Raw genomic sequence first — 16,272 nt, 5'->3', positions numbered from 1 at the left:
TTTTTTCCGGAGAATTGACTAATGGGCAAACAAGCAATCGGTGTGATCGGACTTGCGGTGATGGGCCGCAATCTCGCACTCAATATCGAGAGCCGCGGTTACGCGGTGTCGGTGTACAACCGCAGCCGCGAGAAAACCGACGAACTGATCGCCGAATTCCCCGGCCGCAACCTGGTGCCGACCTATACGCTCGAAGAATTCGTCGCGTCGCTGGAAACGCCGCGCCGGATCCTGATGATGGTGAAAGCCGGCGAGGCGACCGATGCGACGATCGCGTCGCTCAAGCCGCTGCTCGAGAAGGGCGACGTGCTGATCGACGGCGGCAATACGCACTTCACCGACACGATCCGCCGCAACCAGGAACTCGCGCAGTCGGGCCTGCACTTCATCGGCACCGGCGTGTCGGGCGGCGAGGAGGGCGCGCTGCGCGGCCCGTCGATCATGCCCGGCGGCCAGCGCGACGCGTACGACCTCGTCGAGCCGATCCTCAAGCAGATCGCCGCGAAGGCGCCGTCGGACGGCGAGCCGTGCGTCGCGTACATGGGCCCGGACGGTGCGGGCCACTACGTGAAGATGGTCCACAACGGTATCGAATACGGCGACATGCAGCTGATCGCCGAAAGCTACTCGGTGCTGAAGGACGTCGCGGGCCTGACCAACGACGAACTCGGCGCGGTGTACACCGAATGGAACCAGGGCGAACTCGACAGCTACCTGATCGAGATCACGTCGAAGATCTTCGGCAAGAAGGACGAGGAGACCGGCAAGCACCTCGTCGACGTGATCCTCGATCGCGCCGCGCAGAAGGGCACCGGCAAGTGGACGAGCCAGAACGCGCTGGATCTCGGCGTGCCGCTGCCGCTCATCACCGAGTCGGTGTTCGCGCGCGTGCTGTCGTCGCTGAAGACCGAGCGCGTCGCGGCCAGCAAGATCCTGTCGGGCCCGGCCGCCGCGCCGTTCGACGGCGATCGCGCCGCGTTCGTCGAAGCGGTGCGCCGCGCGCTGTACCTGAGCAAGGTGATCTCGTACGCGCAGGGCTTCGCGCAACTGCGCACGGCGTCGGAAGAGTACGGCTGGAACCTCGATCTCGGGACGATCGCGAAGATCTTCCGCGCGGGCTGCATCATCCGCGCGCGCTTCCTGCAGAAGATCACCGACGCCTACGCGAAGGATCCGGCGCTCGCGAACCTGTTGCTCGACCCGTACTTCAAGGACATCGCCGCGAACTACCAGACGGCGCTGCGCGACGTCGTGGTCGCCGCGGTCAAGGCCGGCGTGCCGGTCCCGGCGTTCGCGTCGGCGGTCGCGTACTTCGACAGCTACCGTTCCGAGCGGCTGCCGGCGAACCTCGTGCAGGCGCAGCGCGACTTCTTCGGCGCGCATACGTTCGAGCGTACCGACCAGCCGGGCAGCTTCCACGCGAACTGGTCGTAACCGGCGCGTGGGGGCGGCATTGTTGCGAAAATCTATTCTTTGAATAGGGTTTTTCTATCCCGGATGCCGACATTGTTGGCTCCGGGGAAACAGTGTTTTCGTTCTTTCATGGTTTTCCCTAGGTGCTGCCGGGACTAAACTCTGTTCCATCGCTGCAGACATGGTGTGTGCGGCGGAGCAAAAAAATCCCGGAGGTAATCATGAAATCGCTGATCGCAACGTTCGCCGCAGCTGCTGTCCTCGCCGTTCCCGCCGTCTCGTTTGCCCAAAACGCGCCCGTCACCCGTGCACAGGTGAAGGCCGATCTCGTCGCCGTCCAGCAGGCCGGCTACAAGCTGGGCAGCGACCGCACGAACTACCCGGAAGGCATCCAGGCTGCCGAAGCACGTCTGAACCCGCAACAAAACGTTGCCGCTGCCGACACGACCGGCTACGGCGCGCAACCGGCCGCCGCGCAAGAATCGGGCGCTCCGGCTGCTGCAAAGACCGGCTGGCAAGTCAAGCGTATCGCTGACGGCGCACCGGTCTACAAGGGTCGTTAATGGTGCGGCCGCCCCGGCGGCCGGATCCGACCCTCTGTAGTACAAACAGCCCGTCGTTCCGTCATGCGGAACGGCGGGCTGTTTTCATTGGCGGCGCGTGACGCGCCGGCGCTCAATGCAGCGGGCGGCGGCCGCGCCCGATATCGCGGAACAGCGCTTCGGCCGGTTCCAGCACCTGCAGCCACGTTTCATCGTAGCCGCTCAGCGTGTCGAGTGCGTCGCGCAGCCGTTCGATCGCGAGGATCGGCAGCTCGACGCTGTGGCGCGTGGCGCCCGTCATGTGCGCGACGCTCGCCAGCTGGACGAGCGCATCGGCCGCTTCGGCGACATCGGTCGCGAACAGCAGGTGCCGGTTGAGCAGTTCGACCAGGCCGCTGGAGCCGGCGAAATCGTCGGCGTCGAGCTGCACGGAAAGAAACGTCGCGTTGTTCATTGTCATGCTCCTCGTTGTCATTGGATCGCGCTGCATCACCGAGTATAGGCGGCGATCGAAGCGGGGAATGTGACGGCGACGGGATGGGCTGCGCATGCGGCGGCGCGGGTGGAAAACCCGCCCGAAGCCCGCTTGAAGCCCGCCGGACGGCCCGCCCGGCGCGGCTCGCAGGCCGCCGCCACGCCCGCGCGGCGCTGCAAGATTGTTGCCGGAACCGGCAGCCGACGCGGTCCTGACCGCGACAAATGGTATCTTTGCCGGTCGGGACGACACTGGAAAGTGCGAAAAAGGGGCCGGTGAGCCCCTTCGCGCGGACGTTCCGCTGTGGAAACTGACGGCCGCGCGAGCGGTCGGATACTGATTGGTCCGGCCGTCCGGCCGGACATCGTGCGTCGCGCACCGGGGGGCGGTGGGCGGCGTCGCGACGCAAATCCGGGAGGACCCTTGAGAGAAACTATTCCCATCCACGATGCGCTGACGCGCTGGTTGCCGCAGGCGGCGCTCGTCGCTGCCGCCGTCGCGCTGTCGGGCTGTACGCTGACGCCGTGGACCGACAACTGGCAACCGGCGCGCCAGTCGACCCCGATGTCGGCTGCGACGCCGGGCGTGATCGCCGGCTATTACCGCGTGAACCCGGGCGATACGCTCGCGGGCATCGCGAGTGCCTACGGGCAACGCGTGCAGGACGTGGCCAGCTGGAATCACATGGCGCCGACCGACGCCGTGTCGCCCGGCCAGGTGCTGCGCGTGGCGCCGCCGTCCGCCGCGCCGTCGCCCGGGCAGCCGCCCGCCGCGGCCGCGCCGGGCTCGCTCGCGTGGCCGGCAACCGGCGTCGTCGCGACGCCGTTCGCGGCCGGCAAGACACGCGGCGTCGTGATCGCCGCGTCCGGGCCCGACCACTCGGTGCGGGCCGCGGCGAACGGGCGGGTGGTTTACGCCGGGTCCGGCGTCAAGGCATACGGCCCGCTCGTGATCCTGAAGCACGACAACGGCCTCATCACGGCCTACGGGCACAACGGCAAGCTGCTCGTCAACGAAGGCGACGCGGTCCGCCAGGGCCAGCCGGTCGCCGAGATGGGCACCGACGCGAGCGGTCGATCGACATTCGAGTTCGAAGTCCGCCAGAACGGCAAGGTCGTCGATCCGATGAACTTCCTGCCGCGCAACGGCGGCTGACGGCCTGCATGACCCCGTGTGCGCCGGGCGGCGCACACGCTCCCGCCTTCATCCTTCCCCGAGCGTCGCGGTACCGGACTGTCTAGCGTGGTTGCCGAGCCAGCGGATACCCAGCGCGAGCGCCGCCGCGCCAAGCGCGATCAGCGAACACTGGATCGCGACCGGCAGGTAGCCGTGCGGCCGCGGATCGACGAACGGGTAGGGATACCAGTTCTCGAACGCGCCACGCACGAGCGTATAGCCGAGATAGACGACCGGAAAACCGAGCCACGCGAACGCGCTGCTTCGCGCGATCGGCCGGCGCGGTTCCACGTACAGCCAGTCGCACAGCATCACGAGCGGCACGATCCGGTGCAGCACCCAGTTGTTGAACGCCGGCGTGACATGGCGCAGCGCATCGAGCCGCGCCAGCAGGAGTTCGTAGACGATCGCGGTGATCAGCACGTACAGCACGGCGGCGCCGCGCATCGATTCGTAGCGGGCCGAGCCGGGGCGGGCGATGCGCCAGAGGCCCGCGGCCAGCATCGCGGCCGCGTAGAGGCTGCTCAGTTGCGTGAAGTAGCTGAGATAGTTGCCGAGATGGAAGTCCGGCAGGCGCCAGTAGTCGGCGACGCTGTGCAGCGTGGTGGATACCGCGAGCAACGCGGCGGTCAGCCGATAGGCCGCAACGAAGAACGCCTTGCTCATGATGCCCGCGCGCCGTCGCACCAAAGCTTCATCGTGCCACAGCCGTTTGCGTGCGCGATGCGGACTTTCCATATGAGGGGCGCGCCGGCGATTCGTCGGATATTTGACCGCGCCGCGTAAAACCGGACGCCCGTGCGGCTACAATCGCGAAAGCTTTGTCGGGCGCGGGGCCGCTTGCCGCCCGCGCGCCTCCCCGCATACAACACGAGACGACGCATGAGAAACATCCTCGCGAAACAGACGCGCTACAGCTCGCCCGCGATCTTCTTCCACTGGGCCATCTTCGTGCTGGTGGCGCTGGCCTACCTGGCCATCGAGATCCGCGGCCCGAAGGGCAGCGACAGCCGCGCGTTCTGGATGAACGTGCACCTCACCGCCGGTACGTTCGTACTCGTGCTGTCGGTGCTGCGCGTGCTGTGGCGCGTCGTCAGCCGCGTGCCGGAAGCGGTGCCGCAGGCGGCGCTGCTGCGCTGGCTGTCGAAGCTCGCGCATGTCGCGCTCTACGTGTTCATCCTCGCGCAGCCGCTGCTCGGCATCATGATGATCAACCTGGGCGGCAAGCCGGTGTCGCTGGACTGGCTCGGCGTGTCGTTCACGCTGGTCGGCCCCGACAAGGCGCTGCGGCCGACGATCAAGGAAGCGCACGAACTGATCGGCAACGCGTTCTACTTCGTGATCGGCCTGCATGCGCTGGCCGCGCTGTACCACCACTTCATCCGGCGCGACGACGTGCTGCGGCGCATGGCGCCCTGATCGCCGCGTGCATGGCGCGTCTCGCGGGCGGGGGCGCATGGTTGTGTCGACAACCATGCGCCCTCGCTCCGTTTACCGGCATGGGTGACTGGCCATCGCGGTGAACATTCTGTAACATCTCGGCTGCTTTTACATTCCGCTTACTCGCCGCCGCGCATGCTGCATCGACATCGTCACCTGACCGCCTGGCTCGGCGTGCTCGCGATCTGGATCGCGATCGCGGCGCCGCTGGTGTCGCAGTGGCGCATCGCGCAGGCGGCCACGCCGGACGCAATCGTCTGCAGTACGGAGCATGGCGCGCATCGGCCGGCCGATGCGCGCGGCATGCACGATCATGCGCTGCATCTCGACGCGTGCGGCTACTGCGGTTTCTTCGCTCATAGCCCCGCGCTCGGCGCGCCTGCCGCCGCGTCGTTCGCTTCCGTTCCCGCCGTTTTCGTTTCCGCCGCCGCGCCGCCTGTCGTCGCGGCGCGCGCCGACCGCTATCCGCGCGCGTATCCACGCGCACCGCCCGAGCGCGCCTGACGCGCTGTTCTCCGTTCCTACTCCCGCCGATATCCGTGCGGCCCGTCGCGGCCGCGTGGAGGGCGTCACTCGGGCTTTCGATCATGACCCATTTCCAGTTGCGTGCGCCGCGGGCGTCACGCAATACCCGTGCGCGGCGCGTGCCGCGAATGTTGAAACTTGCCGTGCCCGCGCTGGCCGTCGGCGCGCTGGCCGCGACTGCCGCGGCAGCCGAAACGGCGCGTGCGGACGTCGCGCCCGTGAACGAGTCGGCCGTGCCGCTGCCGCCCGTCGAGGTCGTCGCGTCGCCGCTGTCGACGCCGCTCGTCGTCGTCACGGATCCGAAGGCGCCGCGCCAGCCGCTGCCCGCCAGCGACGGCGCGGATTACCTGAAGACGATTCCCGGCTTCACGTCGATCCGCAGCGGCGGCACGAACGGCGACCCCGTGCTGCGCGGGATGTTCGGTTCGCGGCTGAACATCCTGGCGAACGGCATGCCGACGCTCGGCGCATGCCCGAACCGGATGGATGCGCCGACGTCGTACATCGCGCCGGAAAGCTACGACAAGGTCACCGTCGTGAAGGGGCCGCAGACCGTGCTGTACGGTCCCGGCGCATCGGCCGGCACCGTGCTGTTCGAGCGCGTGACGCCGCGTTTCGAGCGGCCGGGCATGCGCTTCGACGGCAGCCTGGTCGGCGGATCGTTCGGCCGCAACGACCAGAACCTCGATCTGACGGCCGGCACGCCGGACGTCTACGGCCGCGTGAGCGCGAACCACGCGCATTCGCAGGACTACAAGGACGGCAACGGCAACACGGTGCCGTCGCAGTGGGACAAGTGGAACGCCGACGCGGCGCTCGGCTGGACCCCCGACGACCACACGCGTGTCGAGCTGACCGCCGGCACCGGCGACGGCTATGCGCGTTACGCGGGCCGCGGAATGGACGGCGCGCATTTCCGCCGCGAGACGTTCGGGCTGTCGTTCGACAAGCGCCACCTCGGCGACGTGCTCGACCGGATCGAGGCGCGCGTGTACTACAACGAAGCCGATCACGTGATGGACAACTACACGTTGCGGCAGCCCGACCCGTCGAGCAGCATGCCGATGCGGATGGCGGCCGACGTGCGGCGCCGTACGGTCGGGGCGCGCGCGGCCGCGACGTTCCGTTTCGGCGACGACTTCAAGCTCGTGACGGGTGTCGACGCGCAATCGAACCGGCTCGACTCGCGCTCGTCGATGGGGCAGCAGAACTACCGCGACCAGCCGTGGGACGCGCAGGCGATGATGTGGAACGCGGGCGCGTTCGGCGAGCTGACGTGGTATGCGAGCGAAGTGTCGCGCGTGATCGGCGGCGCGCGCATCGACTACGCCGGCGCTCGCGACAAGCGCGCGATGAAGAGCGGGATGATGATGAGCAAGCCGAACCCGACCTTCGACGACGATCGCTCGCGCGTGTTGCCGAGCGGCTTCGTGCGCTACGAGCGCGATCTCGCGTCGCTGCCCGTCACGTGGTACGCGGGGATCGGTCATGCCGAGCGTTATCCCGACTACTGGGAACTGTTCTCCGCGACGCGCGGGCCGGCCGGTTCGGTCAACGCGTTCTCGGCGGTGCAGCCGGAGAAGACCACGCAGGTCGACATCGGCGCGCAGTACAAGAGCGACCGGTTCGACGCGTGGGTGTCGGCGTATGCGGGCTACGTGCAGGACTTCATCCTGTTCAACTACGCGGCCGGCATGATGGGTGCGACCACGCAGGCGACCAACGTCAACGCGCAGATCATGGGCGGGGAAGCGGGCGTGTCGTGGCGGCCGGTGGCGCCCTTGCGCGTCGAGACGTCGCTCGCGTATGCGTGGGGGCGCAACGTGGCGAGCGGCGATCCGCTGCCGCAGATGCCGCCGCTCGAGGCGCGCATCGGGCTCGAATACACGCGCGGCGCATGGTCGGCCGGCGGCCTGTGGCGGATCGTTGCGCCGCAGCATCGTTATGCGTTGAACGAGGGCAACGTGGTCGGCAAGGACTTCGGCCCGAGCGCCGGATTCGGCGTGCTGTCGCTGCACACGCAATACAACGTCAGCAAGACCGTGCAGGTCTCGGTCGGCGTCGACAACGTGCTGAACAAGGCCTACACCGAACATCTGAACCTTGCCGGCAACGCGGGCTTCGGCTATCCGGCGAACGCGCCGGTGATGGAACCGGGCCGGACCGCGTGGGTGCGCGTGAGCGCGAAGCTGTAGCGCGCGGCGCGTGTGCATTGCAGCATGCCTGCGCGTGAACGCGGCCCCGCCCGAACGGGCGGGGCGCGTCAACCGATTAGAGAACCGTATCTAGTCAGGGCGCAAACGTTCGCGACTCGTGATTCACTCCCGCATTCGACGCACACGATGCGCGCGATGCGGCGTGCGTGTCGATCCGGTGTCATTCGCACCGGCAGCACAATAATCAGGAGAACATGCATGGCCAGATCGATGCGTTCCAGGGTAATGGCAGGGGCAGTGGCATGCGCGATGAGCGTCGCACCGTTCGCGGCGACGACCGCGCTGACGACACTCGCGACGACGCGCTCGGCGATGGCGGCGACCGCGCCCGCCGACAACTACGCGGCGACGCGTTATCCGATCATCCTCGTGCACGGGCTCACGGGCACCGACAAGTACGCCGGCGTGCTCGAGTACTGGTACGGCATCCAGGAGGATCTGCAGCAGCACGGCGCGACCGTCTACGTCGCGAACCTGTCCGGCTTCCAGAGCGACGACGGCCCGAACGGCCGCGGCGAACAGTTGCTCGCCTACGTGAAGACGGTGCTCGCCGCGACGGGGGCGACCAAGGTCAATCTCGTCGGTCACAGCCAGGGCGGGCTGACCTCGCGCTATGTCGCGGCCGTCGCGCCCGATCTCGTCGCGTCGGTGACGACGATCGGCACGCCGCATCGCGGCTCCGAGTTCGCGGACTTCGTGCAGAGCGTGCTCGCGTACGATCCGACCGGGCTGTCGTCGACGGTGATCGCCGCGTTCGTCAATGTGTTCGGGATCCTGACGAACAGTAGTCACAACACGAACCAGGACGCGCTCGCATCGCTGAAGACGCTGACGACCGCGCAGGCGGCGACCTACAACCGGAACTATCCGAGCGCGGGCCTGGGCGCGCCGGGCAGCTGCCAAACCGGCGCGGCGACGGAGACGGTCGGCGGCAACACGCATCTGCTGTATTCGTGGGCCGGCACCGCGATCCAGCCGACGCTTTCGGTGCTCGGCGTGACGGGCGCGACGGACGCGAGCACCATTCCGCTCATCGATCCTGCAAACGCGCTCGACCTGTCGACGCTCGCGCTGTTGGGCACCGGCACGGTGATGATCAACCGCGGGTCGGGCCAGAACGACGGGCTCGTGTCGAAGTGCAGCGCGCTGTACGGCAAGGTGCTGAGCACGAGCTACAAGTGGAACCACATCGACGAGATCAACCAGCTGCTCGGCGTGCGCGGCGCGTATGCGGAAGATCCGGTCGCGGTGATCCGCACGCATGCGAACCGGCTGCAGCGCGCGGGCGTGTAATCGATGACGGCACGTGAAGGGCGCGCGCCGCTGGCGCGGCGCGCAGCGGTCTACGGTGTCGTGGGGCTGGCGGCGATCGCCGGCGTCGCGATGTGGAGCGGAGCGGGCCGGCATCACGGGTCGGTCGCCGCCGGTGACGCACCGGACGCGGCGGTGGCGGGCGCGGCTGCCGCCTCGCCGCAGGCGGCCGTGCTGGCGAGCGCGGGCCTGCCGCCGTCGCTGGCCGGTTCCAGCGCGCCGCGGCTGCCGCTCGACGCCGGCGGCCATCTCGCGAAGTCGCGCGCGGTGCGCGATTTCTTCGACTATTGCCTGACGGCGCAGAGCGATTTGAGCGCGACCGCGCTCGATGCGTTCGTCGCGCGCGAAATCGCCGCGCAGCTCGACGGCACGGCGGCGCAGGCCGAGGCGCTCGACGTGTGGCACCGCTATCGCGCGTATCTGGATGCGCTCGCGAAACTGCGCGATGCCGGCGCGGTCGACAAGTCCGACCTGGGCGCGCTGCAGCTCGCGCTCGATCAGCGTGCGTCGATCGCGTCCCGCACGCTCGGCGACTGGAGCCAGCCGTTCTTCGGCGCGGAGCAGTGGCGGCAGCGCTACGACCTCGCACGCTTGAAGATCACTCAGGATCGCTCGCTGACCGATGCGCAGAAGGCCGAGCGGCTCGCGGCGCTGGAGCAGCAGATGCCGGCCGACGAGCGGGCGGCGCAGCAGCGGATCGACCGGCAGCGCGCCGCGATCGACCAGATCGCTCAACTGCAGAAGCGCGGCGCGACACCCGACGCAATGCGCGCGCAGCTGACGCAGACGCTCGGCCCCGAGGCCGCCGCGCGCGTCGCGCAGATGCAGCAGGACGACGCGTCGTGGCAGAGCCGCTACGCGGACTATGCGGCGCAGCGCGCGCAGATCGAATCGGCCGGCCTGTCGCCGCAGGACCGCGACGCGCGGATCGCCGCCTTGCGGCAACGCGTGTTCACGAAGCCCGGCGAAGCCGTGCGCGCGGCATCGCTCGATCGCGGGGCCGGCAGCATGCAATGACGCGGGCGGCCCTGGGTGGGGGCGGTCTGATGCGGCCTTATGCGGCTTTATGCGGCGCGTGTGATGTCGCGCGGCAGATGTTGCTCGATGGTATCGGCGAGCGTGTCGAACGCGGGCCCGATGCTTTCGTGCGGGACGCACGCATAGCCGAGCAGCAGGCCCTGCCGCGCGGTGTCGAGGTTGCTGTAGTAGCTCGTGAGCGGCCGAACGATCACGCCCGCGTCGAACGCGCTCTGCGTGACCGCGCGATCGTCGCATGCGTCGGGCAGGCCGAGCACCAGATGCAGGCCGGCCTCGTCGCCCATCACCGGGAGCGCGTCGCCGAAGCGCGTGCGGATCGCGTCGATCATCAGTTGCCGGCGCTCGCCGTACAGGGTGCGCATTCGTCTGACGTGCGAGGTGAGGTGACCGTCCATGATGAATTCGGCGAGCACGGCCTGCTGCATCAGCTGGCCTTCGCGGTACAGCTCGGACAGCCCGGTGCGGAACGTATCGACCAGATGTTCGGGCACGACCATGTAGCCCATCCGCAGCCCCGGGAACAGCATCTTGCCGAGGCTGCCGACGTAGATCACGCGGCCGCCGTCGTCGAGCCCCTGCAGCGACGCGAGCGGCCGGCTGCCGTAGCGGAATTCGCTGTCGTAGTCGTCCTCGATGATCCAGCAGCGGTGCTGGCGCGCGTATTCGAGCAGCATCCGGCGCCGTGCGAGGCTCATCACCATGCCGAGCGGGTACTGGTGCGACGGTGTGACGAGCACGAGCCGCGGCGGATGCTGCATGTCGCTCGCGCGCGGGTCGAGCCCTTCCTGGTCGACCGGCACCGGGGCGAGCGCGAGGCCGGCCGCCTGCAGCACGCTGCGCACGCCCCAGTAGCACGGCTCCTCGACCCACGCGCGATCGCCGATGTCGGACAGCAGCCGCACCGCGAGATCGATCGACTGGTGGATGCCCGTCGTGATGATCACCTGGTCCGGCGAGCATTTGACCGAGCGCGCGACGCGCAGGTAGTCGGCAAGCGCGCGCCGCAACGGCCGGTAGCCGCCGCCCGGCGCGTACGTCAGCAGCTCGGGATTGGCTTCCTTCCACAGCCGCGCCTGCAGGCGGCTCCACGTGCGGCTCGGGAATTCCGACACGTCCGGCACGCCCGGCATGAACGCACCCCACTGGCGCCGCGATACGCCCGCGTGCGCGATCAACTGCCGGCCGCGCGTCGACAGGCTGCCCTGCGCGTCCGGCGGCGGCAGTCCGTCGGCGGCCGATGGCGGCGGCGCCGCGCCCGGTGCATGGATTGCCGCGGCGTCCGGCCGCGTGTCGGCCACATAGGTGCCGCTGCCGGTCGTCGTCAGCACGTAGCCTTCTGCCGTCAGCTGGTCGTACACGTGCAGCACGGTATTGCGCGCGATCGACAGGTCGCCCGCGAGCGTGCGCGAACTCGGCAGTTTCGTCCCTGGCCCTAATTCCCCTGTCAGGATGGCCTGCTGCATCAGCTGCAGCAACTGCCGGTACATCGGCTCCGGCGAGCTGCGGTCGAGACGGCCGGAGAGCCAGTCGGCGACGATCACGGTATCCAAAGTGGTCCTACTTGGAATATTGAAATGGTTCCCTAGTATAGAACCGTGCGCACCGTATAGTGGCTCGCATCTCAAAATCATTTGTCGCGAAGCAAGGGGACAGCCACGATGAAGTCCGATGATGTGATCGTCAGCTTTCGCGGCGTGCGGAAGACCTACGACGGGGAAACGCTGGTCGTCAAATCGCTCGACCTCGACATCCACCGAGGGGAATTCCTGACGCTGCTCGGGCCGTCGGGTTCGGGTAAGACCACCTGCCTGATGATGCTGGCCGGCTTCGAATTCCCGACCGGCGGCGAGATCCGCCTCGACGGCGAGTTGCTGAACAACGTGCCGCCGCACAAGCGCAACATCGGCATGGTGTTCCAGAACTACGCGCTGTTCCCGCACCTGACGGTCGAGCAGAACGTCGCGTATCCGCTGACCGTGCGCAAGCTGCCGGCCGGCGAACGCGCGGAGCGCGTCGCGCACGCGCTGAAGATGGTGCAGATGGAGCGCTTCGCGAAACGCTATCCGGCGCAGTTGTCGGGCGGCCAGCAGCAGCGCATTGCGCTGGCGCGCGCGCTCGTGTTCGAGCCGAAGCTGGTGCTGATGGACGAGCCGCTCGGCGCGCTCGACAAGCAGCTGCGCGAACACATGCAGTACGAACTGAAGGCGCTGCACGAAAAGCTCGGCGTGACCTTCGTGTACGTGACGCACGACCAGGGCGAGGCGCTGACGATGTCCGACCGCGTCGCCGTGTTCGACAAGGGCATCGTGCAGCAGCTCGACACCGTGGACCGCCTGTACGAATCGCCGTGCAACGAATTCGTCGCGAACTTCATCGGCGACAGCAACCGGCTGCGCGGCACCATCGCACGCGTCGACGGCGAATTCTGCGAATTCCGGCTCGACGACGGCACGAAGCTCGTCGGCCGCCATATCGGCGAAGCCGCCGAGGGCGCGTCGGCCGTCGCGTGCATCCGCCCCGAACGCATGAGCCTCGCGGCCAGCGGCCACGTCAACGGCGCCGCCGCGAACCGCCTGAGCGGCGAAGCGCGCAGCCTCATCTATTTCGGCGATCACGTGCGCATGCGTTGTGCGCTGCCAGGCCAGGACGAATGCTTCGTGAAGGTGCCGCTGGGCACGGGCGCGCTCGACGCGTTCTCGCCCGGCGCGCCGGTCTCGCTCGCGTTCTCGCCCGAACACCTGCGCGTGTTCGCGTGATCCCGGTTTCCCCGCTTTTCCGCAGCACGTCGTCAACAACAAAGCCCATTTCCACCACGAGAGGAGAGGAACCATCATGAAACGAGCAAGCTTTACTGCACGCCGCACGGCACTCGCGCTGGCACTGATCGCGGTCGGTGCATCGGCATCGGCTGCGGAACTCACGGTCGTCAACTTCGGCGGCGCGAACGGCGACGCGCAGAAAGTCGCGTTCAACCAGCCGTTCGAGAAGGCGACCGGCAACAAGGTCACGGCCGTCGAGTACAACGGCGAGCAGGCGAAGGTGAAGGCGATGGTCGAGGCGAAGCACGTCAACTGGGACGTGGTCGAAGTCGAATCGGGCGACCTGAACCGCGGCTGCGACGAAGGCCTGTACGAGAAGCTCGACTGGTCGAAGATCGCGAAGAAATCCGACCTGATTCCGGAAGCGCCGCAGGTGTGCGGCGTCGGTTTCTTCGTGTGGTCGACCGCGCTGTCGTACAACGCGGACAAGCTGAAGTCGGCGCCGACCGGCTGGGCCGATTTCTGGAACGTGAAGAAATTCCCCGGCAAGCGCGGGATGCGCAAGGGCGCCCGCTACAACCTCGAATTCGCGCTGATGGCCGACGGCGTCGCGACGAAGGACGTGTACAAGGTGCTCGGCACGAAGGCCGGCCAGGACCGCGCGTTCAAGAAGCTCGACGAGCTGAAGCCGTACATCCAGTGGTGGGAAGCCGGCGCGCAGCCGCCGCAGTTCCTCGTCGCCGGCGACGTCGTGATGTCGACCGCGTACAACGGCCGCATCGACGCCGCGCAGAAGGAAGGCAAGAACCTGAAGGTCGTGTGGAACGGCAGCATCTACGACCTCGACTACTGGGCGATTCCGAAGGGCTCGCCGAACAAGGCGCTCGCCGAGCAGTACATCGCGTACTCGCTGACGCCGAAGCCGCAGCAGGCCTATGCGCAGCACATCGCGTACGGCCCGGCGAACGTCGCGGCGATCAAGTCGCTCGACGCGAAGACGCTCGCGAACCTGCCGAACTCGCCGGCCAACGGCAAGAACGCGGTGCTGGAAGACATCGGTTTCTGGACCGACCACAGCGACGAGCTCGAGCAGCGCTTCGCGGCATGGGCGACGAAGTAACCGGTCAGGCTTCCTGAAAGGTGTCCTGATGCAACCGGCCGCGCGACGCGTCGATCGTGTCGCGCGGCATTCCGCCGGAACGTGCCCGGCCGGAGAGAACCGTTGAATACGATGACGATCGCGCCTTCCTCGCCGTCGACCGCCGCGCTCAAGCGCGAGCTGAAGGCCGCCGAGGCCCGCAAGCGCACGATGGCGCTGTTGCTGGTCGCGCCGCTCGCGATTTTCCTGCTGCTGATCTTCGTCGTGCCGATCGGCACGCTGCTCACGCGCGCGGTGCAGAACCCGGAGATCGCGACCGCGTTGCCGAATACGGTCGCCGCGCTGTCGGGCTGGGACCGCAAGGCGCCGCCGGCCGACGCCGCGTATGTCGCGCTCGCGGCCGACATGACGAAGGTGGCCGACAGCGAGGCGATGGGTGCGCTCGCGCGGCGCCTGAACACCGAGATTCCCGGCTATCGCTCGCTCGTCGCGAAGACGGCGCGCGCGATGCCGCTGAAGGGCGACAACGGCGCGGCGCTGACGCCCGCGCAGACCCGCGAGAAATTCGTCGACCTCGATTCGCGCTGGGGCGACGTCGCATACTGGCAGGCGATCGCGAAGAACGGCAGCCAGGTGTCGCCGTTCTACCTGCTCGCCGCGCTCGACCACAAGCAGGACGGCTTCGGTCACGTCGTGCAGGCCGATCCCGACCAGTCGATCTATCTCGCGATCTTCGGCCGTACGTTCGTGATCGGCATCGCCGTCACGCTGTTCGCGCTGCTGCTCGGCTATCCGCTCGCGTACTGGATCTCGACGCTGTCGGAGCGGCGCGCGAACCTCGTGATGATCCTCGTGCTGATTCCGTTCTGGACCTCGGTGCTCGTGCGCGTCGCCGCGTGGATCGTGCTGCTGCAGAGCGAAGGGCTCATCAACAAGGCGCTGATCGGCAGCGGGCTGATCTCGCACCCGCTGACGCTGCTGTTCAACCGCGTCGGCGTGTACATCTCGATGACGCACATCCTGCTGCCGTTCATGATCCTGCCGCTGTACAGCGTGATGAAGTCGATCCCGCCCACTTACCAGCGCGCGGCCGTATCGCTCGGCAGCCATCCGTTCGCCGCGTTCTGGCGCGTGTACGTGCCGCAGACCTATCCGGGCGTCGGCGCGGGCGCGCTGCTCGTGTTCATCCTCGCGATCGGCTACTACATCACGCCCGCGCTGCTCGGCGGGCCGAACGACCAGATGGTCAGCTACTACGTCGCGTACTTCACGAACGTGACGATCAACTGGGGCATGGCGTGCGCGCTCGGCGGGCTGCTGCTCGCGGCGACACTCGTGCTGTACGCCGTGTACGGGCGCTTCACGCGCACGAACGTGAGCCTCGGCTGAGCGCCGCGCACTACGAAACGGGAAGGGGATTCGGACCATGAAACTCGCCAGGCCGCTGTTCGCGCCGCACATGTCGTTCGTCGAGCGCGCGTGGTACGTCGCGCTGCGCGTGCTCGTCGTGCTGACGCTGCTGTACCTGATCCTGCCGGTGCTCGCGATCGTGCCGCTGTCGTTTTCGTCGAGCACGTTCCTCGTCTATCCGATTCCGGGTTTCTCGACACGCTGGTACGAGAACCTGATCGCATCGGACGAGTGGCGGATGGCCGCGAAGAACAGCTTCATCGTTGCGCCGTCGGCCACCGTCGTCGCGACCGTGCTCGGCACGCTCGCGGCGATCGGTCTCACGAAGGCCGATTTCCGCGGCAAGGGATTGCTGATGGCCGTGCTGCTGTCGCCGATGATCGTGCCGGTGGTCGTCGTCGGCGTCGGCATGTACCTGTTCTTCGCGCCGCTCGGGCTGGCGAACACGTACACCGGCCTGATCGCCGCGCATGCGGCGCTCGGCGTGCCGTTCGTCGTGACGACGGTCGCCGCGACGCTGCAGGGCTTCAACCAGAACCTGGTGCGCGCGAGCCTGTCGCTCGGCGCGAATCCGGTGTCGACCTTCTTCCGCGTGACGCTGCCGGTGATCGCGCCGGGCGTGATGTCGGGCGCGCTGTTCGCGTTCGCGACGTCGTTCGACGAAGTGGTCGTCACGCTGTTCCTCGCGGGCGCGGACCAGACGACGCTGCCGCGCCAGATGTTCACCGGTATCCGCGAGAACATCAGCCCGACGATCGCTGCGCTCGCAACGATCCTGATCATCTTTTCGACGAGCCTGCTGCTGGCGCTCGAATGGCTGCGCGGGCGCAATGCACGGCGCGCGGTGTCGTAACGATGCCCGCACGCA

15 protein-coding genes are annotated in these 16,272 nt (G+C 67.8%); 12 read left to right on the top strand and 3 right to left on the bottom strand.

Annotation, left to right across the window (positions count from 1 at the left end):
* The first annotated feature begins 21 nt into the window (after positions 1–21).
* Together gndA and AC0KUR_RS01645 are read left to right on the top strand one after the other, a co-directional pair.
* On the top strand, positions 22–1,434 hold the full coding sequence (gene gndA, locus AC0KUR_RS01650) for an NADP-dependent phosphogluconate dehydrogenase (protein ID WP_049031130.1): 1,413 nt from the start codon (positions 22–24) through the stop codon (positions 1,432–1,434).
* Positions 1,435–1,634: 200 nt separating this feature from the next.
* Positions 1,635–1,976 (top strand): DUF4148 domain-containing protein, encoded by a 342-nt coding sequence (locus AC0KUR_RS01645; protein WP_034185770.1) that lies wholly within the window; start codon positions 1,635–1,637, stop codon positions 1,974–1,976.
* Between the two features lie 112 nt (positions 1,977–2,088).
* Here AC0KUR_RS01645 and AC0KUR_RS01640 read toward each other — a convergent pair whose 3' ends face one another.
* Positions 2,089–2,409 (bottom strand): hypothetical protein, encoded by a 321-nt coding sequence (locus tag AC0KUR_RS01640; RefSeq protein WP_034185771.1) that lies wholly within the window; start codon positions 2,407–2,409, stop codon positions 2,089–2,091.
* A 444-nt stretch (positions 2,410–2,853) separates the two neighbouring features.
* Here AC0KUR_RS01640 and AC0KUR_RS01635 point away from each other — a divergent pair, with 444 nt between their 5' ends.
* On the top strand, positions 2,854–3,585 hold the full coding sequence (locus tag AC0KUR_RS01635) for a LysM peptidoglycan-binding domain-containing M23 family metallopeptidase (RefSeq protein WP_059558375.1): 732 nt from the start codon (positions 2,854–2,856) through the stop codon (positions 3,583–3,585).
* Between the two features lie 48 nt (positions 3,586–3,633).
* On the opposite strand, the gene AC0KUR_RS01630 is transcribed toward AC0KUR_RS01635, so the two are convergent.
* Positions 3,634–4,272 carry a Pr6Pr family membrane protein gene (locus tag AC0KUR_RS01630; RefSeq protein ID WP_034185978.1) on the bottom strand — a complete coding sequence of 213 codons (639 nt, stop codon included), beginning with the start codon at positions 4,270–4,272 and terminating at the stop codon, positions 3,634–3,636.
* A 216-nt stretch (positions 4,273–4,488) separates the two neighbouring features.
* Here AC0KUR_RS01630 and AC0KUR_RS01625 point away from each other — a divergent pair, with 216 nt between their 5' ends.
* The 5 genes from AC0KUR_RS01625 (at position 4,489) to AC0KUR_RS01605 (ending at position 10,115) form a co-directional block, all read left to right on the top strand.
* Entirely contained in the window at positions 4,489–5,025 is a 537-nt protein-coding gene (locus AC0KUR_RS01625) for a cytochrome b (protein ID WP_034185773.1), read from the top strand.
* A gap of 156 nt (positions 5,026–5,181) precedes the next feature.
* A complete protein-coding gene (locus tag AC0KUR_RS01620; protein ID WP_124668841.1) occupies positions 5,182–5,550 on the top strand; it encodes a DUF2946 domain-containing protein in 369 nt (122 codons plus the stop codon).
* A gap of 83 nt (positions 5,551–5,633) precedes the next feature.
* A complete protein-coding gene (locus AC0KUR_RS01615; RefSeq protein WP_473375248.1) occupies positions 5,634–7,766 on the top strand; it encodes a TonB-dependent copper receptor in 2,133 nt (710 codons plus the stop codon).
* Between the two features lie 219 nt (positions 7,767–7,985).
* Entirely contained in the window at positions 7,986–9,080 is a 1,095-nt protein-coding gene (locus AC0KUR_RS01610) for an esterase/lipase family protein (protein ID WP_124609439.1), read from the top strand.
* A gap of 3 nt (positions 9,081–9,083) precedes the next feature.
* A complete protein-coding gene (locus tag AC0KUR_RS01605; protein ID WP_473375247.1) occupies positions 9,084–10,115 on the top strand; it encodes a lipase secretion chaperone in 1,032 nt (343 codons plus the stop codon).
* Between the two features lie 47 nt (positions 10,116–10,162).
* Here AC0KUR_RS01605 and pdxR read toward each other — a convergent pair whose 3' ends face one another.
* Entirely contained in the window at positions 10,163–11,686 is a 1,524-nt protein-coding gene (pdxR, locus tag AC0KUR_RS01600) for a MocR-like pyridoxine biosynthesis transcription factor PdxR (RefSeq protein WP_034185778.1), read from the bottom strand.
* A gap of 108 nt (positions 11,687–11,794) precedes the next feature.
* On the opposite strand from pdxR, the gene AC0KUR_RS01595 reads away from it, so the two are divergent.
* From AC0KUR_RS01595 to AC0KUR_RS01580, 4 genes are all read left to right on the top strand, one after another.
* Positions 11,795–12,892 (top strand): ABC transporter ATP-binding protein, encoded by a 1,098-nt coding sequence (locus AC0KUR_RS01595; RefSeq protein WP_226251853.1) that lies wholly within the window; start codon positions 11,795–11,797, stop codon positions 12,890–12,892.
* Between the two features lie 76 nt (positions 12,893–12,968).
* The gene (locus AC0KUR_RS01590) at positions 12,969–14,015 is read left to right on the top strand and encodes an ABC transporter substrate-binding protein (RefSeq protein ID WP_034185780.1); all 1,047 of its coding nucleotides are present in this window, start codon (positions 12,969–12,971) and stop codon (positions 14,013–14,015) included.
* A 111-nt stretch (positions 14,016–14,126) separates the two neighbouring features.
* Entirely contained in the window at positions 14,127–15,383 is a 1,257-nt protein-coding gene (locus tag AC0KUR_RS01585; RefSeq protein WP_034185979.1) for an ABC transporter permease, read from the top strand.
* 37 nt (positions 15,384–15,420) lie between these two features.
* Positions 15,421–16,257: an ABC transporter permease gene (locus AC0KUR_RS01580; RefSeq protein ID WP_049032914.1), complete on the top strand. Its 837-nt coding sequence runs from the start codon at positions 15,421–15,423 to the stop codon at positions 16,255–16,257.
* The last annotated feature ends 15 nt before the right edge of the window (positions 16,258–16,272 follow it).

It is taken from the genome of Burkholderia sp. YHN3-13, assembly GCF_055810675.1.
The sequence above is the reverse complement of the archived record's forward strand: the minus strand, read 5'-3'. Positions and strand labels throughout refer to the sequence as shown.

Bases quoted from the DNA above. Each gene is read 5' to 3' on its own strand.
- gndA (WP_049031130.1), top strand. From the start codon at position 22: ATGGGCAAACAAGCAATCGGTGTGATCGGACTTGCGGTGATGGGCCGC.
- AC0KUR_RS01620 (WP_124668841.1), top strand. From the start codon at position 5,182: ATGCTGCATCGACATCGTCACCTGACCGCCTGGCTCGGCGTGCTCGCG.
- AC0KUR_RS01585 (WP_034185979.1), top strand. From the start codon at position 14,127: ATGACGATCGCGCCTTCCTCGCCGTCGACCGCCGCGCTCAAGCGCGAG.
- AC0KUR_RS01640 (WP_034185771.1), bottom strand. From the start codon at position 2,409: ATGAACAACGCGACGTTTCTTTCCGTGCAGCTCGACGCCGACGATTTC.
- AC0KUR_RS01590 (WP_034185780.1), top strand. From the start codon at position 12,969: ATGAAACGAGCAAGCTTTACTGCACGCCGCACGGCACTCGCGCTGGCA.
- AC0KUR_RS01605 (WP_473375247.1), top strand. From the start codon at position 9,084: ATGACGGCACGTGAAGGGCGCGCGCCGCTGGCGCGGCGCGCAGCGGTC.
- AC0KUR_RS01580 (WP_049032914.1), top strand. From the start codon at position 15,421: ATGAAACTCGCCAGGCCGCTGTTCGCGCCGCACATGTCGTTCGTCGAG.
- AC0KUR_RS01625 (WP_034185773.1), top strand. From the start codon at position 4,489: ATGAGAAACATCCTCGCGAAACAGACGCGCTACAGCTCGCCCGCGATC.
- AC0KUR_RS01630 (WP_034185978.1), bottom strand. From the start codon at position 4,272: ATGAGCAAGGCGTTCTTCGTTGCGGCCTATCGGCTGACCGCCGCGTTG.
- AC0KUR_RS01595 (WP_226251853.1), top strand. From the start codon at position 11,795: ATGAAGTCCGATGATGTGATCGTCAGCTTTCGCGGCGTGCGGAAGACC.
- AC0KUR_RS01645 (WP_034185770.1), top strand. From the start codon at position 1,635: ATGAAATCGCTGATCGCAACGTTCGCCGCAGCTGCTGTCCTCGCCGTT.
- AC0KUR_RS01615 (WP_473375248.1), top strand. From the start codon at position 5,634: ATGACCCATTTCCAGTTGCGTGCGCCGCGGGCGTCACGCAATACCCGT.
- AC0KUR_RS01610 (WP_124609439.1), top strand. From the start codon at position 7,986: ATGGCCAGATCGATGCGTTCCAGGGTAATGGCAGGGGCAGTGGCATGC.